We start from the raw sequence: 20737 nt of genomic DNA, 5'->3' as shown, positions 1-20737 counted from the left end.
GCTCGGCCGGGACACGCTCGGCTCCCCCGCCGACGGTCTGCTCCGAGAGTCGTCCGACGCTCGCCGCGACGTCCCCGGTCGTGATGGACTTGCCCGCATGATGATCTCTCCGCGCGAGTCCGCGCACGACACGAAGGCAGGCGTCTGATGGCCGAGGAGCGCGCGATCCTCGCGGGCGGATGCTTCTGGGGGCTCCAGGAGCTCATCCGCGACATGCCGGGCGTCTTCAGCACCCGCGCCGGGTACGCCGGCGGCAGCACGCCGAACGCGACCTACCGCCACCACGGCGACCACGCGGAGGCGGTCGAGATCGAGTTCGATCCCGAGCAGCTCTCCTACCGCGACCTGCTCGAGTTCTTCTTCCAGGTGCACGACCCGACGACGAAGAACCGTCAGGGCAACGACATCGGCACGGCCTACCGCTCCGTGATCCTCTTCCTCTCGCCTGAGCAGGAGAGGGTCGCGCGCCAGACGATCACCGAGATCGACGCGTCGGGCCGCTGGCCCGGACCGGTCGTCACCGAGGTCGAGCCCGCCGGCGAGTTCTGGGACGCCGAGGAGGAGCACCAGGACTACCTGCGCAAGCACCCCGGCGGCTACACCTGCCACTGGGTCCGGCCGAAGTGGGCGCTCGACGCCTGATCCCGGTCACGCGGGACGCGGGGCCCCGGGCTCCGCTCCCGCGGGCACGGCTCGCGCGCGGTGCGCGAAGAGCAGCACGACGGCGAGCGCCGAGAGCACCAGAGCCGGCGTCGGGGCCCAGGCCGGAGCGAGCGTGACCGTCGCCGCTCCGATGACCGCCCCGCCCGCGAGGCTCGCGACGATGAGCGCCTGGAGGGTCCTCGACCCGGACGAGCGCTCGGCGAGCTCCTGCATCAGGCTCGTGAGCGTGCCCGTGACGAACGTGGTCGTCAGGCCTGCGGCGCCGGAGATCCGCTTCGCGAGCACGGTCTGCAGCCCGAGCGCCGCCGCGCTGGTCGCGATGAACGCGCAGTCCACGAGCAGCGATCTGCCGCCCTGCACCGTCGGCCAGGCGACCGCGACGGCGAGCTGGAGGACGACCCCCACGAGGGCGATCGCGCGGAGCGGACGTCTCCCGTCGCCGGTCGACGGCGTGCGCGCCCGGGTCGTGCGGAACCCGGCGTAGACCGCTCCGGCGAAGAAGACGATCGCCGTGACCGCTCCGGCCGCGGTCGTCAGCCAGGCGGAGCGGGGGTACAGCCCCAGCAGCACCAGGTTGCCCGTCATGTTCGCGGTGAAGATGCCGCCGAGCAGGAGGAACGCGAACGCGTCGGTCGCGCCCGAGGCGATGGCCAGCAGCACCAGGGCGAGCCTGAGGCGCGCGGGGCCGGTCACCGCCGTCACGCGCGGCCCTCACCCATGGAGCTGCCGCCAGGTGACGATCTGCTCGCCGCGGAGCTCGTAGCTCCCGAAGCAGCGGAGCCAGTGGCCCTCCCCCGTGTCCGAGCGGAGGTGCAGGGCGTGCTCGGTGAGGACGACGCTGCCGGCGACGGCGATCGTGACGAGGGCGATCCGGATCTCGGTGAACGCCCGGTGGACCTCGTCGCACATCTCGAGGACCCGCGCCCGCCCCGCGATCTCCTGCGAGCTCGACGCGCTGTAGACGACCTCCGGATGCAGGAACGGGATGAGCTGGCGGCTGTCGCGTGCGCTCCACACCTCGAGGAAGTCGCGCACGACCAGCTCGTTCTCGATCATCGCGACGCCCCGCACCGACGCGTCCTGCCAGCTCTCGGCCATGGGTCCTCCCGCCGTCCCCGCACCGACACTCGTCGATGGCGACGAGCCTGCCCGAGAGCGCCCCGGGCGCCTACCCGTCGGATGACCCGATCTCCCCGCCGGCGGGCTCACCGCGCGTGGGCCGTCGCCAGCTCGCCCCAGTGCGTCGTCGCCCGGAGCGAGAGGGCGTCGCGCTTCATCGTCCACACCGGCCCCGTGCGGATGCCCGCCAGCCCGAGGCCGACCGCGGACCGGCCGTGGCGCTTCGTCACCGCGTCGATGGTGGCGCCGAGGCCCTTCGTGTCGAAGGCGGTGTCGAAGATCTCGAGCAGCGCGTGGGAGTTCCGCGGCGACAGGTTCGTGAGGATGACGCCGGCCCGCACGTAGCGCGCGCCCTCCCGCAGCCGCGGGCGCAGGGTGCCGATCGCGGCCCTCACCATCGCCACCGGGTCGTCCGTGGGGACGGGGAAGCCGGCCAGGCCGCCGGCGGACTCGTAGGGCGCGTCCGCGAACGGCGACGTCGACGCGAACACGCTCATCGTCCTGGTGACCGACTCCTGCGCTCGGAGGCGGTGGGCGGCGCGCTGCGCGTAGACGGAGAGCACCTGCTCCATGTCGCTGATCGTCGTCACGGGAGTGGCGAACGACCGGGAGAAGATCAGCTGGTCGCGGACGGTGCGGGCGGCCTCGAGGGGGATGCAGTCGACGCCGCGCAGCTCGTAGACGGAGCGCTGCAGGACGACCGAGAACTTCTTGCGGATAAGCACGGGGTCCGCGTCGCGGAGGTCGCGGACGGTGTGGATGGACAGCTCCGCGAGGCGCTTCCCTGTGCGGCCGGCGACTCCCCACAGCTCGGTGACGTGCTGCGAGGCCATGAGCGCGTCGAGCTGCTCGGGCGTGTACCAGTCGGTGTCGCAGACGCCCCCCAGGCGCGGGTGCTTCTTCGCTCCGCCCTTGTTGACGAACTTCGCGAGAGTCTTGCTCGGCCCGAATCCGACGCAGACGGGCAGGCCGACGTTCTTCGCGACGGCCGCCCGCATCGCCCGGCCGATCTTCGCCCGCTCCGCCACGTCGCCGTCGACGCCGAGGAAGGACTCGTCGATCGAGTACACCTCCTGCCAGGCGGAGTAGCGGCCCAGCAGCTCCATCACGCGCGCGGACAGCTCGCCGTACAGCTCGTAGTTGCTCGATCGGGCGATCACCTCCGGGAGGCGACCGGAGCGGATGAGCGGCTCGATCTGGAACCAGGGCGTGCCGTTCTCGATCCCGAGCCTCTTCACCTCGTCGGAGCGGGCGACCACGCAGCCGTCGTTGTTCGAGAGGACGACGACCGGCCGGCCCGCGAGCCTCGGATCGAACAGCCGCTCGCAGGAGACGTAGAACGAGTTCACGTCGACCAGGGCGATGCGCCGCTCAGAGCGCACGGTGCAGCCGGTGGAGGCAGACGGTGACGACGCCCCACACCTGGAGGTCGCTCAGCTCGGCGACGTGGATCGGCGGGTACTCCGGGTTCTCGGCCCGCAGCACCACTCCCCCGGGGTGCAGCTCGAGGCGCTTGACGGTCAGCTCGCCGTCCAGGATCGCGATGACGACGCTCCCGTGCGTCGGCGTGATCGACCGGTCGACCACGAGTTCGTCGCCGTCGCTGATGCCCGCGCCGACCATGCTCTCGCCCGAGACGCGGACGATGAACGTCGACGTCCTGTCGCGGATCAGGTGGTCGTTGAGGTCGAGGGACCCGTCGAAGTAGTCCTGCGCCGGCGACGGGAACCCCGCCGCCACCGCCTCGCTGGTGACGAGGAAGGTGACGGCGACGGCGTCCGAGGCCGGAGTCGCGATGCGTTCCACGACGGTCACGCTCATGGTCGACTCCCTCCTCGTGGTATGGAACGTGTGTTCGAACGCGTCCGAGTGTAGGTCGGGGGCACCGACATTCGGGGGGCGCTCGGCGCCGTCCTCGACCGCCGGCGAGGAGGATCACCGGCGACGCCGCTGGGCGCACGGAGGAGTGGCGCGTCGGCCGACGCGGGCCCAGCCTCCCTGGAGCCTTCTCCGGCACGATCCGACCTCATCCCCTCGGAAGGAGCCCCTCCCATGCGCGCATCCCGTCCCCTTCCCGGCGACCCCTGGCCGTCGGAGATGGTCATCACGGTCGAGGACAACCCCTCGGCGCTGCTCGAGCTCCTCTGGATCCGCGAGGCGCGGGGCCTCACCCCGGCGGGCGACGGGCCGCCGCCGCTCGAGCGGTCCCCGGAGCGGGTCGGGTCGGCGGAGCCCGGCGCCGACGAGCAGCGCGCCTGGCCTCAGCTGTGGCAGGACTGCGTCGAGCATCTGGCGGTCGAGACCGGCCCGCTCCTCCGACGGCTCTCCAGCACCGCCGACGGATCGCCCGAGCGCGCACGCCTCCTCGACCTTGCTCGCGGCCCCGGCTGGCGCGAGCACTTCGGCGACGACTCCCTTGGAGCCCCATTCCGCGCCTGGCACGACGAGCTGCGGTCCGCCCGGATGGACGCGCGGGACGTCCCGCTGGACGCCGCCCCGGAGCGGCGCTGCCTCGGCTCCCTCGTCCCCGCCTGGGTGGCCGGACTGAGGACGGTGGTCACCCTCCCCTGCCGCGGCGAGTACACGCGCGCCGTCTCCGGCTCGGTGCTGCTCCTGACCGACAGCGACCACCGGGACCCGGACCGCTACGCGGCCGCGCTCCGCCGGTTCGCCGACGGCTCTCTGGAGTGACGGGGCACGGATCTCCGGATCGGATGAACGCTCGCGCGCTCCGGACGGTATCCCCCTCCGAGCCGCCGATCTCCGGCGACCGCAAGTCTCGAGGAGTGCACGATGACCAGGAACATCAGAGTCGGTATCGCAGCTGTCGCCGTCGCGGGCGTGATGGCGGTGGCACCCGTGCTCGCCGGTGCGAGCAGCGTCGCTCCCGCCGCGGCGACCAGCGACTCCAGCAGCGCGTCGGACAGGAACCTGATCAACGCGGTCCGCTCCGTAGCGGCGAAGCTGCGGGTCGTCGGACTCTCCGACGGCGGCACGAAGCTCGTGCAGTTCAACCCGACCAAGCCCGGCAAGGTCACGAACCGCGTCGCCGTCACCGGCCTCACCGGCGGCGACACCGCGCTCATCGGCATCGACTACCGGGTCCAGGACGGCGCCCTCTACGGCGTCGGCGACAACGCGGCGAGCGCCGGCGTCTACTCCATCAACCCGTCCACCGGCGTGGCCACCCAGGTGACCCGTCTCACCGTGGCGCTGAGCGGCACCTCCTTCGGCGTCGACTTCAACCCCGCCGCGAACGCGCTCCGCGTGGTCAGCGACACGGGCCAGAACCTCCGTCAGCCGTTCGCCACCGCGGGCGCCGCGACGGTCGCCGACGGCACGCTCAGCTACGCCGCGCCCGCCGTGGCCACCGGTGTCGCCGGGGCCGCGTACACGAACAACGACCTCGACGCGAACAGCGCGACCACCCTGTTCGTCCTCGACACGGCCCTCGACCAGATCGCCATCCAGTCCCCGGCCAACGCCGGCACCCTGGCGCCGACCGGGAAGCTCGGCCTCGACGCAGCGGGTGCGACCGGCTTCGACATCTACTCCGTCCTCCGCAACGGCAGCTCCATCGGCTCGGTCGGCCTCGCCGCCGTCAACGGGTCGCTCTACGAGATCGGACTGCTGAACGGCACGGCGACTCCGCTCGGCGCCATCGGCGCGGACGTCACGGACATCGCCGTCCCGCTCGTCCAGCGCTGACCCGAAAGGCTCCCGGCGACCGCGCCCCTGCCGACCGACGCTCCCGGTGAGCGCCGGTCGGCAGGACGCCGGTCGGCAGGACGCTCCGGCGGGCCGCCGGGGCCGAGAGCCCTCGTCGGAAAGTTCACTCAGCTATGCATCACCGTTCACCCACCGATGCGGCGATGAGGAGTGAGATGAGCGTGCCCCTTTCCGGGGTCTCACCTCTCAAGGAGTCCACGACGTGACACGACTGTTCCGCTCCGCGAACCGCGGACGCTCCGCTCTGGCCCTCTCGGCCGCTGCTCTGGTCTGCGCCGCCGCCCTGGCCGCACCCGGCGCCGCCACTGCCGTCGGTGCCGCCGACCTCTCCGCCACCGGCGGAGCCGCCCGCATCTCCCCGGTCGACGCCGACCTCTCCGACTCGCTGCGCGCAGCGGTGAAGGAGCAGGACGCGAAGAACGTCATCCTCCTCATCGGGGACGGCATGGGCGATTCGGAGATCACCGTCGCCCGCAACTACCAGTACGGAGCGGCCGGCCGCTTCCCCGGGATCGACGCCCTGCCGATCACCGGCCAGTACACGACCTACTCGCTCTACCGCGCGGACGACCCGGCGACGGGCGCCGTCAAGGGCGCCCCGGACTACGTGCCCGACTCCGCCGCCACCGGCAGCGCCTGGGCCACCGGCACCAAGACCTACGACAACGCCATCTCGGTCGACATCGACCAGCAGCGCAAGGACACCCTCCTCGAGATCGCGAAGGCGAACGGCCTGAAGACCGGCAACGTCACCACCGCCGAGATCCAGGACGCCACCCCGGCCGTGCAGGCCGCCCACGTCGACGCCCGCAGCTGCTACGGACCCGACAGCGCGAGCTGCGGCGACGACGCGCTGGAGAACGGCGGACTCGGCTCGATCAGCGAGCAGATCCTCGACACCCGCGCCGACCTGACCCTCGGCGGAGGGTCGGCCAGCTTCGCGCAGGTCGCCCGCGCCGGCGACTGGAGCGGCGAGCCGCTGTTCCAGCAGGCCGCGGAGCGCGGCTTCCAGGTGCTCGGGGACGCCACGACTCCCGCCACCGCCGCGCAGCTCGACGCGCTGACCGTCGCCGACCAGGACGCGCCCGTGCTCGGACTGTTCAACTCCGGCAACCTGCCCGTCCGCTACGCGCCCACCCCGGCGACGGTCGGCGGAGCGGACGCCGCCCCGCAGACCTGCGTCGCGAACCCCGACCGTCCGGCCGAGCAGCCGACGCTCCGCTCCATGACCGAGAAGGCGATCGACCTCCTCGACACCGGCGACAAGGGCTTCTTCCTCCAGGTCGAGGGCGCGAGCATCGACAAGCAGGACCACGCCGCGAACGCGTGCGGCCAGATCGGCGAGACCGTCGACCTCGACGAGGCCGTCCAGGCCGCGCTCGCGTTCGCCGAGGCGGACGGGAACACCCTCGTCATCGTCACCGCCGACCACGCCCACTCCAGCCAGATCGTCGACTCGACCCCGCCGACCTCGCTCAGCACCGCGCTGAAGACCGCCGACGGCAGCACCATGAAGGTGTCGTACGGCACGGCCGCCGAGGGCGGATCGCAGCAGCACACCGGAACGCAGCTGCGCATCGCCGCCTACGGGCCGGGCGCGGCGAACGTCGCCGGGCTCACCGACCAGACCGACACGTTCTTCACCATCACGAACGCGCTCGGAGTGGACCGCGACATCCGCTCGATGAGCTTCGGAGCCACCGCCGAGCTCTCCGGCTCGTCGTTCGCCCCCGGAGCCGACGTCACCCTCACCGCGAAGGGCTTCAACGGGGACACGCAGCTGATCGGCTCCGCGCCCCTCTTCACGGACCGCACCGCGACCCGCGACCTCGCCGGCGGCGGCCTCACCGTCACGGCGAAGGCGCCCACCACGCCCGGCGACTACAGCGTCACGGTGACCGGCGACCAGACCGGCAAGGCGATCACCCTGCCGTTCACCGTCACCGAGCGCCCGAAGTCGAGCACCCCCATCACCGACAAGGTCAAGGACCTCGGCGGGAAGCTGATCGACAGGATCCGCCAGCACTGAGCACTCGTCGGCCCGGCTCCTCTGGAGGAGCGCGGGCCGACGGAGTCGCGGGAAGGGCCGTCCCTCGGGGCGGCCCTTCCTGCGTCGGGGGGGGTGTCGGCACGACCGGACCGGTGAGCCCGCCTCCGATCAGGACGCGCCGGCTCCCGGCGACCGGTCGCGATGCGGCACGGCCCCCGCGCGCTGCACGATCGAGCGGATCAGCGCTTCGAGCAGCAGCGCCGCCCGGCTCGCTGTCAGCGGAGTGGGCTGCCGATCCGACGAACCACTGCGACTCCCCTCGGAGGAACAGCCCGCTGCTCGAAAAGGTCCGGCTCATCAGAGGGAAGCGGGACTCGGCGGTCGGTGCGGTTGATGTAGAAATCGAATCCGCTGCCGTCGATCGTCCGCCGCGAGTGGAAGACGGCGCCGACCATCTCCGACGGGAGCTCGGAGGCCACTCCGGCGGCCTCGAGAAGTTCGGCGACGACATCGAGGAGGTCACCCCCTCGGAGACGGGTCGAGACGTAGGAGGCGCTGCCCGCTCCGGCCGCGCGCCGCGTCACCGCCGGCTCGCCGGCGTGCGGTCCTGTCGCGTAGCGGCGGACCACCCGCGTCTCAGGACTGCGGAGCTGGATCCCCTCGTTCCACAGGGATCCGCGCAGGTCACCCTCCAGCAGGACGTGCTCCTCCTCGAGGAGCGGGTGGAACTCCTCCACTCGGATGCCGAGGAGGTCGCGCAGAGCACCCGGGTAGCCGCTGGCGACGACGTGGTCGTTCTCGTCGGCGATCCCCGAGAAGTACGTGGTGATCAGGTTCCCGCCGCCCTCGACGTAGCCGGTCAGCTCGCGACCTGTCCGCCCGGAGACGAGGTAGAGCATCGGAGCGACGACGACGTCGTACGGGGTCAGGTCGGTGCCCGGGGTGATCACGTCCGCGCGGACGCCCGCGTCGGCGAGCGCGCGCCACCAGTCCAGCGCCTCGCGTCGGTAGCGCAGCAGCGTGCTGGGGTGCGATTCCAGCTCGCTCGCCCACCAGGAGTCCCAGTCGAACAGGACGGCGACCGGGGCCGCCTCGCGCCGGCTCCCCGCCACATCGTCCAGCCGGCGCAGCCGCTCCCCCAGCTGGACGACGTCGCGGAACAGCTGGCTGTCCTCGCCGGCGTGGGGCAGCATCGCGGAGTGGAACTTCTCCGCTCCGGCGACGGACTGCCGCCACTGGAAGTAGCAGACGGCGTCGGCGCCGTAGGCGACGTGGGTGAGGGCGTCGCGCGCCATCTCCCCCGGCTGCTTGGGCTGGTTGACCGGCTGCCAGTTCACCGCGCTGGTCGAGTGCTCCATCAGGAACCAGGGCGATCCCTGCGCGACGCCTGAGGTCAGCGCCGCTGAGAAGGCCAGCTCGTCGAAGGACTGCTCCCCGGCGAAGCGGTAGTGGTCGTTGGAGACGAAGTCGACCTCCCGCGCCCAGTCGTCGTAGGCGGCGTGGTTCTTGCCCTCCATGATCATGAAGTTGGTCGTGACCGGGATGTCGGGGGTGATCCGCCGCAGCACCTCGCGCTCGGCGACGAGGTACTCCTTCAGGGCGTCGGAGGAGAAACGGAGGAAGTCCAGGCGCTGGGTCGGGTTCGGCAGGGCCGCCACCAGACGCGGAGTGAGCACCTCCTCGAACGAGCTGTAGCGCTGCGACCAGAACGCTGTCCCCCACGCCGCGTTGAGGCCGTCGATGCCGGTGTAGCGGCGCTCGAGCCAGGTGCGGAACGCCCGCGTGGCGTCCTCGGAGTGGTCCCAGGCGTTGTGGCAGCCGAGCTCGTTGCTGACATGCCAGGCGACGATCGCGGGGTGGTCCCGGTAGCGCTCGGCGATGCGCTCGACGAGCCCGAGGGCGTGCGCTCGGAAGACCGCCGAGGTGGGACGCCAGTGCTGCCGGCCCCCGGGCGAGAGGATCCTGCCGTCGGCGGTGACGGGGAGGATCTCCGGGTGGGCCAGCGTGAGCCAGGGCGGCGGGGAGGCGGTCGCCGTCGCCAGATCGACTCCGATGCCTCCGGCGTGCAGCAGGTCGAGGACCTCGTCGAGCCAGGCGAAGTCCCACTGGTCGGGGGCGGGCTGGATCTTCGCCCAGGAGAAGATGGCGACGGAGACGACGTCGACCCCGGCCTCCTGCATCAGCCGGACGTCCTCGGCCCAGACCTCGCGCGGCCACTGATCCGGGTTGTAGTCGGCGCCGAAGGAGATGCGCGGGGTGCGCTCCTCGCCGGTGCGGAGCCATCGGTGGTTCATGGGAGCCTCTCGTCGGTGTCCGGGCGCAGTGAAGACGGCGACCGCGGGTCGTGTGGGGTCGGGTCGGGTCGAGCGCGGGTCGAGCGCGATCAGGCGGAGCGCTGGGAGAGCGGGGAGATGACGAGCTCGTCGATCCGCACGTGGCGGGGTGCGTCGACCACGAACATCGCCGAGCGGGCGATATCGGCGGGCGCGAGCATCACCGAGCGGGCCGCCGCGCCGGGGACCTCGGGCCGCTGGCGCAGGAAGTCGCTGTCGATGTCCCCGGGGCAGAGGAGTGTCGCGCGGACGCCCGAGTCCGCCTCCTGGTCGTTGAGGGTGCGGACGACCGGCGCGAGCGCCGTCTTCCCGGCGCTGTAGGCGACTCCGGCGCCGGGCGAGGGGCGCCATCCCGCGATCGAGGAGACCACGACGATCACGCCGGATGCGGCGCGCAGTCCCGGAAGTGCGGCGTCGGCACTGCGGACGACGCCGAGGAGGTTGGTCTGCACGACGCTCGCGAACTCCGCCATCGACTGGTCCGCCCACGCCCGCCGCGGGGTGTTGGCACCGGCGGAGAGAATGACGGCGTCCAGGCGGTCGGTGCCGGTCGCGGCGGCGATCGCCTCGACGCGCTCACGGGCGTCGTCCGCGGCGACGTCGAACGGCAGCTCGAGGGCGGTGCCGCCTGCGGCGCGGACGAGTCCCGCCGTCTCGGACAGCTCGGGCGCCCTGCGCCCCGAGAGGGCGACGGTCCACCCCCGCTCCCCCAGGGCCGTCGCGCAGGCGCGCCCCACTCCGCTTCCGGCTCCTGTCACCCAGGCGACTCGCATCTCCGCGTCCATGAGATCTATAATAAGCAGACTTTTCAGAACGACGGGGGTAGGACATGCTGATGGATCTCACTGATCGGGTCGTCCTGGTGACGGGTGGCGGCCGGGGCATCGGGCGGGTGCTCGCTGAGCGGTTCGCCCTCGAGGGTGCGAAGGTGGCGGCGTTCGACGTCGCCTTCCCGGAGGGCGCGCCCGAGGGCGTCCTCCAGATCGAGGGCGACGTGACCGAGCCCGACTCCGTGGCGAGCGGCGTCGCTCGCGTCGCCGAGGAGTTCGGCGGTATCGATGTCCTGGTCAACAACGCGGGCATCAACGTCGAGGGCCGGGTGGAGGATCTCGATCTGGCCGCCTGGCGCCGCTGCTTCGACGTGAACGTCGGCGGCGTGTTCCTGATGTCGCAGGCGGTGCTTCCGCATGTGAAGGCCTCCGGTCATGGACGCATCCTCAACGCGGCCTCGTTCGCGGCGATCGTCCCCTCGGTGGGCGCGGCCGCCTACGGCGCATCGAAGGCGGCCGTCGTGCAGTTCAGCCGGGTGCTCGCCGGCGAGCTGGGGCCGTGGGGCGTCACGGTCAACGCCTACGCTCCCGGTATGATCCCGAGCGCCATGAACGGTTTCGAGACGATGCCCCAGGCGGCTCAGGACCGGCTGCTCGACACGCTGACCCTCCGCCGCTGGGGCACCGCCGACAGCATCGCCGATCTGCTCGTGTTCCTCGCGAGCGACGCCGCCGACTACATCACGGGCACGCTCATCGACGTGAGCGGCGGAAAGCTCGCCACGCAGCTCCCGCAGCGCGCCTACGAGGGAGTGGTCCCACCCGTCTCATGACTCATCAACGCTCCCTCGTCGACACCATCGGCACCGCCATCGTCGGTGGAGATCCGCCGACGGGCACAGTGCTGAACATCGAGACGCTCACCCGCGAGCACGGCGTCTCGCGGTCGGTGATCCGAGAGGCTCTGCGCATCCTCGAGACGCTCGGGATGATAGTCGCCCGCCAGCGGGTGGGGATCACCGTCCTCGGCCGCGAGCACTGGCAGCTCCTGGATCCGCGGGTCATCGCCTGGCGGTCGCACACGGACGACGCGCAGATCCAGCTCCGCGAGCTCATGCAGCTGCGCACCATCATCGAGCCGGCGGCGGCGGAGCTCGCCGCGGTCCAAGGCACGGAGGAGCAGCTGACCGCGATCGTCCGGGCCGCCGAGGAGATGACCGCGACCTACCGCGACCGGCGCGTCGCCGCGTTCACGCGGGCCGACCTCGACTTCCACTCCGCGATCGTCGTCGCGGCCTCGAGCTCCGTCCTCGCGCAGCTCTCCGACACCGTCCTCGCCGCCCTCCGGCTGCGCTACTCCGGCAGCGTGCCGGTGTTCGACGAGGAGGGCGAGCGGGCCCTGGCCATCCACGTCCGGCTCGCCGACGCGCTCACCGCACGCGACGCCGCAGCAGCGGTCGGCCTCACCCGTGCGCTCGTCGATCAGACCCGGGGCCGCCTGGAGGAGCCCGTGGAGCACCCGGACGACGCGGTCGCGGCGACGCCGGGAGGCGGCGCATGAGCTCCGCCGTCCCCGCCTACTGGGAGGCCGCGGTGTGCATCCCGCCCGTGTCGCATCACGCCGAGGGCCCGCTCTGGGACCCGCGCGGCGACACGCTGATATGGGTCGACCAGTACGCGGGACTCGTCCGCTCCGCGACCCCGGAGGGTACGAGCTTCCTGCTCCGCCCCCCGATCGCCTTCGACGGTCCCGTGGGCGCCGTCGTCGGAGACGTGCGCGGCGGCTGGCTCGTCGCGGCTGCGGACGGCCTGTGGTCCCTCTCCCCAGAGGGCACCGTCTCCCCCGTCGTCGACGTCCTTCCGCGCGACGGCGTGCACCGGCGCATGAACGACGGGAAGGTCGATCCGGCCGGCCGGTTCTGGTTCGGCACGATGGCGATGGACAAGCGCTCGGGCGCCGGCTCCCTCTACGCCCTCGACCAGGGCGTCGTCACGGAGGCGGTCCCCGAGGTCACGATCTCCAACGGTCTGGCCTGGTCCCCAGACGGCGGCACGATGCATTACATCGACACCCCGACCCACCGCATCGACCGGTATCTCACGGAGGGGTCCGCCCTCCGTCGTGAGGGATCGCTCGATCTGTCGTCGCGGCCAGGGAGCCCGGACGGCATGACGATCGACGACGAGGGGGCGCTGTGGGTAGCGATGTGGGGTGCTTCGGCAGTGCATCGCTACGACCCCTCCGGCGAGCTGATCGGTGTCGTCAACGTCGACGCCCCGCAGGTCTCCAGCGTGACCTTCGGCGGACCCGATCTGGACACCCTGTTCATCACGACGTCCCGCGAGGACTACTCTCCCGCCGATGCCGCCGCGCACCCTCTCGCCGGAGCGCTGTTCCAGGTGCGGCCGGGAGTCCGCGGCACAGCGGCCGTCCTGTACCGGCCCTGATCGCTCCGCGCCGATCCTCTCCGGTCCCGCGGAGCGCGGCGGCTGTCGCGGGACAGTCGATCGCGCCCTCGACCGCGCAGGAGAGCGCGGCGCGGGGAAGCCCCGCGCCGCGCTCTCGTATCGCTCAGCGACTCCGTATCACTTGTTGACGGAGAAGCCCTGCTGGTCGCCGTACTCGACGAGCTGGTCCTGCCAGTCCATCAGTCCGCTGCCGATGTCCTCGTGGTTGACGAAGGACTGACCGACGGTGTCCGGGAAGACGCTGTTGGCGTAGACCTGGAAGGGCAGGTACTGCCAGCCCGTGCTGACGGTGCGGGACGCCTCGACGAGGATCTCGTTGATCGCCTGCCCGCCGAAGTACTCGGGGGTCTGCGCCAGGAACTCGTCCGACTCGAGGTCGGCGACGGTCGCGGGGAAGCCGCCGGACTGGAGGAAGATGTCGAGGCCAGCCCGACCGCCTTCACTGCGTAGGCGGCGGCGCCGAGCGCGTGAGCTCCCATGTGGGCGACGCCGGACGCCTGTCCCGCCGACCGCGCCGCAGCCTTCGCCGCCGGAGAGATCGCCGACTGCGCCGCACGACCCGCGACGAAGCGGAGCCGGATCTCCCCCGCCGCGTCCGACTCGCCCCGCGAGAAGGCTCGGGCGCGGGCGATGCCGTCCCGTGCCCGGACGTCGTCGGGGGCCTCGGCCTCGAAGAGGGGGAGCACCCTCTCCGCGCAGTCGGCGGCCCACGCGGCGACGAGGCGACGATCGGCTTCGGACAACGACTGCGGGGACATGCCAGCACTCTCGCAGACGGCTCGAGCGTCCGTCCGTCCGGAGCCGCCCGTGGCCGCGGTCGTCGGGGCGGATGTGCCGGTAGTTCCCGCTCATCGGCGCCCGACCCGCGGAGGGGCTCGCGGCTAGAGCACGTCGGCGATCGCGGCGAACGTCCTGTCCGGGTCCTCGAGCTGCATGTCGTGGTGCACGCCCGGGAGCCGGCGCACCTGCCAGCCCCGCTGCTCGAGCCGCGCGGCCAGGGCGTCCGGCAGCACCGCCGGCGACTGGTCGGAGAGCACGATCGTCGACGGGACCGCCGGCGCCTCGACCGGGACCGGGTGGAAGGCGACGTCCCGGAACACGCCGACGGCCATCCGCACGTCGAACCGCTTCTTCGCGTCGTCGAGGAGCGCGCGGGTCTGGGGGCTGTAGGCGGCGCGGACCGCGGCGCTCGCCCGCGCCTGTCCGAGCTGGGCGATGCCCAGCGACAGGAGCGGCGCCGCCCAGAACAGCCGTCCGCGCAGGCCGCTCGTGGGGAGCGACAGGGCGAACCCGGGATCGAGGTAGACGGCCCGGCCGGGCGCGAGTCCGGCGACGGCACGCTGCAGCACCGCGCCGCCGAGCGAGTGGCCGACCACGCTGTGGAGCCCTGCCGGCAGCGTCTCGACCAGATCGGCGGCCATGTCGTCGATCCGGTACGACTCGGCCCGCGGGCTCTCGCCGTGCCCGCGCAGATCGACGGCGGTGACGGTGTGACGGCCGGTCGCGACGAGCCGCTCGACGAACGGCCCCCAGGTCGCCGCCGACGCACCGAGCCCGTGCACCAGCCCGACGTGTCGCGGTCCGGATCCGGTGGTGATCGTCTGCAGGAGCATCCCCTGATCCTGCCCGAGACAGTGCCCGAGGCCGAGGTGCCGGGTGGATGCACCCATGAGGCCGACCGATCTTCGTCCGATCATCACTCCGATGCCGAATCGCGACCGGAGAGCGCACGAAGAGCCTTGAATCCGATCTCTGCACCGGCGGGTGATATCGGCGCGGCGGAATTCGAGGATCCATTCCCGTCGGTTCTCGCCGGATGCTCCACGAGAAGTGTCGTGGATCGACTGTCGGCCGCTCGACGCGCTTCTGACATACTCCTGAGCACTCCCCACAAGACGCGCTCGGCGCGAGTGCTTTCACTGCGCCATCACTCATCGAGAATCCGGAAGAACACGAGAATGCCCCACGAGACGCCCGCCGGCTGGTATCCCGCTCCCCACGCGAACAATGAGCAGCGTTACTGGGACGGTCAGCGCTGGCACGACGACGCGCCGCCGCCGCCTCCCGCACAGCCCGGCGGCTACGGCTCCTTCCAGCAGACCCAGCCGACCGCCGCTTCCTGGGGTGCCTCCGCTGCCCCGAAGCCGAAGGGCCCCGCAGCTTTCGCCATCCTCGCGCTGGTCCTCGGGATCCTCGCTTTCCTGACGGGTCTGGTCCCCGGCCTCGGTCTCGTCCTCGCCATCGCAGCGGTCGCTCTCGCCGTTCTCGCTCTGCTGAGGAAGCAGCCGAAGGGCCTGGCTGTCACCGGACTCGCACTGGGAGCCGTCGCCCTGATCAGCGGAATCTTCGCCACCACTCTCTCGCTCGTCCCCTCCGACACGCGGTCGTCGGAGACGGCGGCGGTCGAGCCGGCCGACCCCGCTCCGGCCGCAGCCGCGCCTGAATCGGAGGCCGCGGAAGCGCCTGCCGAGCAGGCCGAAGCGCCCGCCGAGGACGCTGTGGAGCCGGAGCCGGCACCGGAGCAGACCGAGGCGGCCGCGCCGACCGCGGACGGTTCCGCGCAGCAGCCGCTCCCCCAGCCCTACGTCGCCGAGGGACTGTTCGGAGGAGACAAGTACAGCCTCACCGCGAAGGTGGTGGACGCGAACGCCGGCGCTCTCGTGACGGAGGGCAACATGTTCAATGACGAGGCGCCCGCAGGGTTCAAGTACGTCGTCGTCGAGCTGACGATGACGGGCATCGACCCCGACGGCGTCGAGCCCTCTCTCGCCAGCTTCGATCTCTCGCTGGCGACGCCCGAGGGCAATCGCTACGACAACGAGTACGTGATCCTCGGCGACTCGATGCCGTCGATGTCGGACGGGCCGACCCTGTACCCGGGCACGAGCTTCACCGGATACACCGCTTACGTCGTTCCCGAGAGCGCTCAGAGCTTCCTTCTGCACGACAACGGGAACTACATCGCTCTCTGAGCCGATCAGGTGGACAAGGGCTGAGTACTCCCCGCCGAGGCGGTCTGCGCTTCTCGCAGGCCGCCTCGGCGTCTTTCCTCCTGAGTAGTTCTGCTCCTTGGAGACATTCCTCCCGCTCGAGGCGATCGCGCTCGTCCCGCGTCGCTCGATCGAACTGCACGAGCATGCATTCCAGTCGACGTGCGAGGACTCATCGCCGGCCTCGCACCACCTTTCGAGAACGCGCCGATCCTCCCCCGGAATGCCCACCGGACAGGGGTCTTCGCAGGGGGTCCGCTCCGGTGCGGTCCGGTCCTACGCTCGCCCCATGCACCTCCGCACTGTCGCGATGAGGCCCGGCGCCGCCGCTCTCGGGCCGGTCGGCGCGCCCCCACGGACCGCGCTGGACGACGTGCTCGCCCACCTGGTCGCGGCGCTCGCGATCGGATCCGGCCTGCTGCTGATCCCGACGGGCGTCGGCGGAGTGCCGCTGCTCGCCACAGGATCGACCGGAGCGAGCGCCTTCGAGGCCTGGACGCTGATCCGCACCACCGTGGCGCTGCAGGTCGGCATCGCCGTGCTCGCGATCGGTCTCGGCGCCGTGGCGCGGACGCGCGGACCCGCGGGAACCCGAGCGGAGCGCTGGTGCGTGGTCGCCGCGATGAGCGCCGCGATCGGCGTGGTGCTGCTGGTCGTGCCGCCGGTCTGAGGACCCCCCGGGGAGCGTCGCCCACCAGTCTGTCCGGGTCGCCGCGCGCGCCCGTGACCGGACCGTCACCTCGCGCCGAGCGGCGTGATCGGATCGTTGCAGGATCCGGCACCGGCTGAGGTTCCGCATAGGACACACTCAGCGGCAGGGGGCGAGCGTCCCCCGCTCATGGGGAAGCCGACCGCGATCAGCGGCTCGGAGGAAGCAGGAATCGTGCGCTCTGCGCGACGACGCCACGGCGTCACCGTCATCACCACTGCGGCACTGCTGGGGGCGCTCGCGTTCCCGTCCGTCGCTCTGGCCACCGAGGTCGTCCCGGACGCCGCCTCGAGTCCTGCACCGGCCGAGCCGGCTCCCACCGCGGAGCCGACCGCGACTCCGGAGCCCACGGCGACGCCGCAGCCGGCCTCGACTCCGGCGCCCACTCCGGCTGCGACCATCACGCCCGTCGAGAGCGCGCAGTCGCCCCTGGCGATCGCCCTCGACCGCACCACCTACGAAGCGGGCTCGGCGTTCTCCGCGATCCCCTCGGCGGAGGGCTGGGCCGGCGGCCTGGACGTGTCCGGGACCGGTTTCCAGCCCGGCACCGTCGCCGTCGTCGTGCTCCGCGACGGCGCCTCGGAGGAGGCCGTCACCACCAGCGTGATCACCGCCTCCGGCGAGCTCCGCCTCCAGGACTGGCTCCCCACCGACGCGGACGGCGTCGCGGTGGACCCCCACCTCCCGCTCCCCGGCGAGACGATCTCCGTCGTCGCGGAGGGACTCGACGCCTCGGGCGCCCGTGTCGCCTCCGATGCCGTCGAGCTGACCGTGACGCAGCCCGACACGAGCGTCGCCTTCCAGAACCGGGAGGACGGCGGGGTGCTCCCGGCCGGTGCGGACATCCAGGTCGGTGAGTTCCGGATCTACGGCGTCGTCGCCTCGTTCCGCGGATTCGACCGCGGCGAGGACGTGTCCGTCACGCTCACCGCGCCCGACGGCAGCACCTCCGCCCTCGTGCCCCCCGCGCCGACCCCGCTCTCGGGCGAGGCCTTCGTCCTGCTCGACGCCGACACCATGGCGGACCAGCTGGGCACCTTCTCCGTCACCGCCACGGGAGAGACCAGCGGACGCTCCGTGACGTCGTCGCTCGAGCAGATCCCCTCGCGCACCGCGATCCGGATCTGGCCCCAGGGGGCTCCGCCCGAGCCCGCCCCGGCGGACGGACAGCCCACCAGCGGTGGCGCTCTCCTCGGCTTCGGCGCGGACGAGACCGTCTCGATCGGCGTCTTCTCGACCTCGGGTGCGCGCCAGAGGCTGACGGGCGGCGGCTCGAGCCTCGAGGTCGGCGTCGACGCGCTCGGCTGGAGCCTGATCTCCCTCGGCCAGTACCCGCTGCAGGACCCGGCGAGCGAGATCTACTGCGTCATCGCCCGCGGCACGTCGAGCGGTCTCGTGGCGAGCACCTCCTACGACTACACGCTGACGGAGGAGGACCCGATCGCCGGAGAGGCCGACTGCTCCGCCGCGGTCGCCGCGGTCACGGCGCACCCTGCCGGCGCCGGGCCCGCAGGGCACCCGGCCGGCTCCGGACCCGCTGCGCAGACGGGCGGCCACCGCCCCGTCCTCGCCTCGACCGGCGTCTCGACGACCGCGCCGCTCGCCCTGGCCGCCTTCGGCGTCCTCGGCGGTCTCGCCCTGACGATGCTCCGCCGCCGCCGCGCGTAGACGGCCGCGCACCACGCACGACGAAGGCGCCCGGGCACACCGCCCGGGCGCCTTCGTCGTCGCGAGACCCGTCGGGTCAGTCGGACGGCACCGCGCAGGTCTCCTCCGCCGCGGTCTGGCCCGGAGCGTCGACGGCGACGGGAGCGGGATCCGTCGGAGCCGCGCCGCCCTCCGCGGGCGCCTCCTCCGCCGGAGCGTCGGACGCGAGGGTCACCGGCTGGTCGTTGAGGACGCGGTTCATGAGCTCGGCGCCGACCTCGGCGTTCGGCACGACCTTGCCCGGATAGTCCGGGTCGTCGAGCGCCGGGTACTGCACGAACACCATCTTCGAGAGGTCGACGTCCTTCAGTGCGAGGGCGAGCGAGATCATCGTCGCCGGGCTCGTGAGCGACGTCGACAGGTGCACGTTCGACGAGGTCGCCTGCGCGAGTCCGTAGAGGGCGGGGATGTTCGAGAGGGTGTCGGCCGAGCGGACGGTGCGCATCAGCGAGGCCAGGTACTGCTGCTGCGACGAGATGCGGCTGAGGTCGCTCTGGTCGCCGACGCCGTGGCGGCTGCGGAGGAACGAGAGGGCCATCGACCCGGAGACGGTGGAGGTGCCGGCGGGCAGGTCGAGGCCCGAGTCGGTGTCGAGGATCGGACCCGTGAGGCAGATCGGGACGCCGCCGACGGCGTTGCTCATCTCGATGACGCCGTTGAAGGACACCCAGCCGGCGTAGGGCACCGTCAGGCCGGTGAACTGCTGCAGGGTGTCGTTGACGCAGGCGAGCCCGCCGTACTGGAACGCGGAGTTGAGCGGGACGCCGGCGGCGGCCTCGGTGACGACGCCCGTCTCGGGGTCGGTGCACGCGGGACGGTCCAGGATCAGGTCGCGCGGGAAGCTGATCACCGTCGCGCTGCGGTGGTCGGCCGAGACGTGGAGCAGGATGTTGACGTCGTTGAGCGTGTCGTCGCGGACGCCGAACGTGTCGCCCTGCGTGGCGTCGTTGTCGGTGCCGACCACCAGGACGTCGAAGCCGCCCTCGACCGCGCCCATCTGCACGTTCCCGGCGGTGGGAGGAGCGACGCCCAGATCGACCGCGTTGTCGGCGACGTTCCGGCTGATGCTCACCGTCGCGATCGCCACGAGCGAGGTGGCGCTGACGGCGAGGACGCCGACCACCGCCGCGATCCCGACCACCACTGTCCGCACCCCGGACCGCCGCCGGAGCCGCCCGTGCCGCACCGCGCGCTCGTGAACCCTCATGCGCTCCCACCCCTCGCCCCGCCCGCCCGTCCGCGGACGCAGTCGCTCGCCAGTGTAGGCAGGCCCCCTCCGATGCGGCGCGGAACGGCCCTGCTACCGTCGTGCGCGCATCGAGGAGCGGAGGAGGAGCCGTGCAACACCGAGTCGTCGATCCCGTCACGCAGATCGAGTGGATCGTCCCGCCGTTCGCGACCGAGGAGGACACCCTCGCCCGCGCGCGGGCCGATCGGGAGGGGCGGCTCGCCGACCTCCGCCTGTACCCGGACCACTGCGCGGAGTATCCGCTCTGGGCGGTCGACGGCCCGATCGACGATCCGGGTGCGATCGGCGTCCCGGAGGCCCTGCACGCACCGCTGCTCCGCTGGCAGGAGCTCTGGGCCGCCGGATGCGACGTGTTCGAGGGCTGGAGGAGCGCCGAGGCGGAGGAGCGCTGGCTCGCCCTCGGCCGGGAGCTGCACACCGAGCTCGAGGCCGCCCTCTGGCTGACGACCCGCGTGCTCGCCTGCTTCTGAGGACTGCTGCTCGGACATCCGCGGGAAAGCCGGCGCAACCCGTCCCCGGACCGGCCCCCGCGTGCCTACCCTGGACGGTGCGCTCTCCTCGTCTTCTGCAGCAGGTCGTCGGCAAGCTCGGCGGGCAGCGGCCCGCGGCCCCGGTGAGCCGTCGAGCGCAGCGCGCGCTCCTCGCCGAGCAGACGGTCCGCGGAGTGCTCGAGCTGGCCGTGCGGCTGGGCGAGACGCTGCTCTCGCTGGGGTCCGCGGCAGCCGAGGTGACCGAGACGATCCAGCGGGTGTGCCGCGCCTACGGCATCGAGTGCCAGGTCGACCTCACCTTCACGTCGATCCTGGTCGTGCACGACGGAGGCGACGACTCCCCCAGCGTGAGCGTGCTGCGCGTCGTCCCCTCCCGCAGCGCCGACTACGAGCGGCTCGCCCGCGTGACGGCGCTCGTCACCGCCATCACCGAGGGCTCGCCGGAGGTGCGGGTCGCCGACGCCGTCGACTCCGCCGAGGCCCGCGAGGAGGCCCGCCACCAGTTCGAGGCCGCGCAC

The 20737-nt window shown here is 72.2% G+C and carries 21 protein-coding genes; 12 read left to right on the top strand and 9 right to left on the bottom strand.

Translation table 11 applies throughout. The annotated features are described in order from the left end of the window. Positions 1-147: 147 nt before the first annotated feature. Positions 148-642 carry a peptide-methionine (S)-S-oxide reductase MsrA gene (gene msrA, locus C5D36_RS09500; protein ID WP_104226547.1) on the top strand — a complete coding sequence of 165 codons (495 nt, stop codon included), beginning with the start codon at positions 148-150 and terminating at the stop codon, positions 640-642. Positions 643-648: 6 nt separating this feature from the next. On the opposite strand, the gene C5D36_RS09495 is transcribed toward msrA, so the two are convergent. From C5D36_RS09495 to C5D36_RS09480, 4 genes are all read right to left on the bottom strand, one after another. After that, positions 649-1365, bottom strand: coding sequence for a YoaK family protein (locus C5D36_RS09495; protein WP_104295710.1), 717 nt, complete (start codon positions 1363-1365; stop codon positions 649-651). A gap of 9 nt (positions 1366-1374) precedes the next feature. Continuing rightward, positions 1375-1761, bottom strand: coding sequence for a nuclear transport factor 2 family protein (locus C5D36_RS09490; protein ID WP_104247117.1), 387 nt, complete (start codon positions 1759-1761; stop codon positions 1375-1377). 107 nt (positions 1762-1868) lie between these two features. Further along, complete coding sequence (locus C5D36_RS09485) at positions 1869-3164, bottom strand: Y-family DNA polymerase (protein WP_104295709.1); 1296 nt, start codon at positions 3162-3164, stop codon at positions 1869-1871. Next, positions 3154-3603 carry a LexA family transcriptional regulator gene (locus tag C5D36_RS09480; protein WP_104233991.1) on the bottom strand — a complete coding sequence of 150 codons (450 nt, stop codon included), beginning with the start codon at positions 3601-3603 and terminating at the stop codon, positions 3154-3156. The genes C5D36_RS09485 and C5D36_RS09480 overlap by 11 nt, the downstream gene beginning before the upstream one ends. Positions 3604-3834: 231 nt before the next feature. Here C5D36_RS09480 and C5D36_RS09475 point away from each other — a divergent pair, with 231 nt between their 5' ends. The 3 genes from C5D36_RS09475 (at position 3835) to phoA (ending at position 7540) form a co-directional block, all read left to right on the top strand. Then, a complete protein-coding gene (locus C5D36_RS09475) occupies positions 3835-4473 on the top strand; it encodes a hypothetical protein (protein ID WP_104267709.1) in 639 nt (212 codons plus the stop codon). A gap of 102 nt (positions 4474-4575) precedes the next feature. Beyond that, positions 4576-5490, top strand: coding sequence for a DUF4394 domain-containing protein (locus tag C5D36_RS09470; RefSeq protein WP_219812590.1), 915 nt, complete (start codon positions 4576-4578; stop codon positions 5488-5490). A gap of 223 nt (positions 5491-5713) precedes the next feature. Beyond that, positions 5714-7540, top strand: coding sequence for an alkaline phosphatase (phoA, locus tag C5D36_RS09465; RefSeq protein ID WP_308471103.1), 1827 nt, complete (start codon positions 5714-5716; stop codon positions 7538-7540). 236 nt (positions 7541-7776) lie between these two features. Here phoA and C5D36_RS09460 read toward each other — a convergent pair whose 3' ends face one another. Together C5D36_RS09460 and C5D36_RS09455 are read right to left on the bottom strand one after the other, a co-directional pair. Beyond that, positions 7777-9795, bottom strand: a complete 2019-nt coding sequence (locus C5D36_RS09460) for a beta-galactosidase (protein ID WP_104295708.1) — start codon at positions 9793-9795, stop codon at positions 7777-7779. A gap of 89 nt (positions 9796-9884) precedes the next feature. Next, complete coding sequence (locus tag C5D36_RS09455) at positions 9885-10619, bottom strand: SDR family oxidoreductase (RefSeq protein WP_104223304.1); 735 nt, start codon at positions 10617-10619, stop codon at positions 9885-9887. A 50-nt stretch (positions 10620-10669) separates the two neighbouring features. Here C5D36_RS09455 and C5D36_RS09450 point away from each other — a divergent pair, with 50 nt between their 5' ends. From C5D36_RS09450 to C5D36_RS09440, 3 genes are read left to right on the top strand one after another with little or no spacing between them, the layout of a single operon-like run. Next, on the top strand, positions 10670-11437 hold the full coding sequence (locus C5D36_RS09450; RefSeq protein WP_308471104.1) for an SDR family NAD(P)-dependent oxidoreductase: 768 nt from the start codon (positions 10670-10672) through the stop codon (positions 11435-11437). Continuing rightward, positions 11434-12165, top strand: a complete 732-nt coding sequence (locus C5D36_RS09445; RefSeq protein ID WP_104238877.1) for a FadR/GntR family transcriptional regulator — start codon at positions 11434-11436, stop codon at positions 12163-12165. The genes C5D36_RS09450 and C5D36_RS09445 overlap by 4 nt, the downstream gene beginning before the upstream one ends. Further along, entirely contained in the window at positions 12162-13052 is an 891-nt protein-coding gene (locus tag C5D36_RS09440) for an SMP-30/gluconolactonase/LRE family protein (RefSeq protein ID WP_104295706.1), read from the top strand. The genes C5D36_RS09445 and C5D36_RS09440 overlap by 4 nt, the downstream gene beginning before the upstream one ends. A gap of 200 nt (positions 13053-13252) precedes the next feature. On the opposite strand, the gene C5D36_RS17350 is transcribed toward C5D36_RS09440, so the two are convergent. Beyond that, positions 13253-13831, bottom strand: a complete 579-nt coding sequence (locus C5D36_RS17350) for a putative immunity protein (RefSeq protein ID WP_374953777.1) — start codon at positions 13829-13831, stop codon at positions 13253-13255. 123 nt (positions 13832-13954) lie between these two features. Beyond that, entirely contained in the window at positions 13955-14686 is a 732-nt protein-coding gene (locus C5D36_RS09430; protein ID WP_104295705.1) for an alpha/beta fold hydrolase, read from the bottom strand. Positions 14687-15031: 345 nt separating this feature from the next. Between C5D36_RS09430 and C5D36_RS09425 the strand changes: the two genes are divergently transcribed. From C5D36_RS09425 to C5D36_RS09415, 3 genes are all read left to right on the top strand, one after another. Then, entirely contained in the window at positions 15032-16045 is a 1014-nt protein-coding gene (locus tag C5D36_RS09425) for a DUF2510 domain-containing protein (protein WP_104295704.1), read from the top strand. Between the two features lie 307 nt (positions 16046-16352). Then, positions 16353-16733 (top strand): hypothetical protein, encoded by a 381-nt coding sequence (locus tag C5D36_RS09420; RefSeq protein WP_104295703.1) that lies wholly within the window; start codon positions 16353-16355, stop codon positions 16731-16733. Between the two features lie 168 nt (positions 16734-16901). Continuing rightward, a complete protein-coding gene (locus tag C5D36_RS09415; protein ID WP_104295702.1) occupies positions 16902-18440 on the top strand; it encodes a hypothetical protein in 1539 nt (512 codons plus the stop codon). 76 nt (positions 18441-18516) lie between these two features. Here the strand turns inward: C5D36_RS09415 and C5D36_RS09410 are convergent, their stop codons facing one another. Further along, positions 18517-19686, bottom strand: coding sequence for an LCP family protein (locus C5D36_RS09410; RefSeq protein WP_104295701.1), 1170 nt, complete (start codon positions 19684-19686; stop codon positions 18517-18519). A gap of 131 nt (positions 19687-19817) precedes the next feature. Between C5D36_RS09410 and C5D36_RS16815 the strand changes: the two genes are divergently transcribed. After that, positions 19818-20198 (top strand): hypothetical protein, encoded by a 381-nt coding sequence (locus tag C5D36_RS16815; protein WP_104295700.1) that lies wholly within the window; start codon positions 19818-19820, stop codon positions 20196-20198. 77 nt (positions 20199-20275) lie between these two features. Beyond that, a partial coding sequence (locus C5D36_RS09400; protein ID WP_181072841.1) for a threonine/serine exporter family protein occupies positions 20276-20737 on the top strand: 462 nt, incomplete at its 3' end.

Origin of the sequence: Rathayibacter sp. AY1C6 (assembly GCF_002931535.1) — a bacterium.
Taxonomy (GTDB): Bacteria; Actinomycetota; Actinomycetes; order Actinomycetales; family Microbacteriaceae; genus Rathayibacter.
This window is presented reverse-complemented; position numbering and strand designations above follow the sequence as displayed.

Coding starts and splice junctions, on each gene's coding strand:
- msrA (WP_104226547.1), top strand. CDS start 148: ATGGCCGAGGAGCGCGCGATCCTCGCGGGCGGATGCTTCTGGGGGCTC.
- C5D36_RS09490 (WP_104247117.1), bottom strand. CDS start 1,761: ATGGCCGAGAGCTGGCAGGACGCGTCGGTGCGGGGCGTCGCGATGATC.
- C5D36_RS09480 (WP_104233991.1), bottom strand. CDS start 3,603: ATGAGCGTGACCGTCGTGGAACGCATCGCGACTCCGGCCTCGGACGCC.
- C5D36_RS09475 (WP_104267709.1), top strand. CDS start 3,835: ATGCGCGCATCCCGTCCCCTTCCCGGCGACCCCTGGCCGTCGGAGATG.
- C5D36_RS09470 (WP_219812590.1), top strand. CDS start 4,576: ATGACCAGGAACATCAGAGTCGGTATCGCAGCTGTCGCCGTCGCGGGC.
- C5D36_RS09460 (WP_104295708.1), bottom strand. CDS start 9,795: ATGAACCACCGATGGCTCCGCACCGGCGAGGAGCGCACCCCGCGCATC.
- C5D36_RS09455 (WP_104223304.1), bottom strand. CDS start 10,619: ATGGACGCGGAGATGCGAGTCGCCTGGGTGACAGGAGCCGGAAGCGGA.
- C5D36_RS09450 (WP_308471104.1), top strand. CDS start 10,670: ATGGATCTCACTGATCGGGTCGTCCTGGTGACGGGTGGCGGCCGGGGC.
- C5D36_RS09445 (WP_104238877.1), top strand. CDS start 11,434: ATGACTCATCAACGCTCCCTCGTCGACACCATCGGCACCGCCATCGTC.
- C5D36_RS09440 (WP_104295706.1), top strand. CDS start 12,162: ATGAGCTCCGCCGTCCCCGCCTACTGGGAGGCCGCGGTGTGCATCCCG.
- C5D36_RS17350 (WP_374953777.1), bottom strand. CDS start 13,831: ATGTCCCCGCAGTCGTTGTCCGAAGCCGATCGTCGCCTCGTCGCCGCG.
- C5D36_RS09430 (WP_104295705.1), bottom strand. CDS start 14,686: ATGCTCCTGCAGACGATCACCACCGGATCCGGACCGCGACACGTCGGG.
- C5D36_RS09425 (WP_104295704.1), top strand. CDS start 15,032: ATGCCCCACGAGACGCCCGCCGGCTGGTATCCCGCTCCCCACGCGAAC.
- C5D36_RS09420 (WP_104295703.1), top strand. CDS start 16,353: ATGCACCTCCGCACTGTCGCGATGAGGCCCGGCGCCGCCGCTCTCGGG.
- C5D36_RS09415 (WP_104295702.1), top strand. CDS start 16,902: ATGGGGAAGCCGACCGCGATCAGCGGCTCGGAGGAAGCAGGAATCGTG.
- C5D36_RS09410 (WP_104295701.1), bottom strand. CDS start 19,686: ATGAGGGTTCACGAGCGCGCGGTGCGGCACGGGCGGCTCCGGCGGCGG.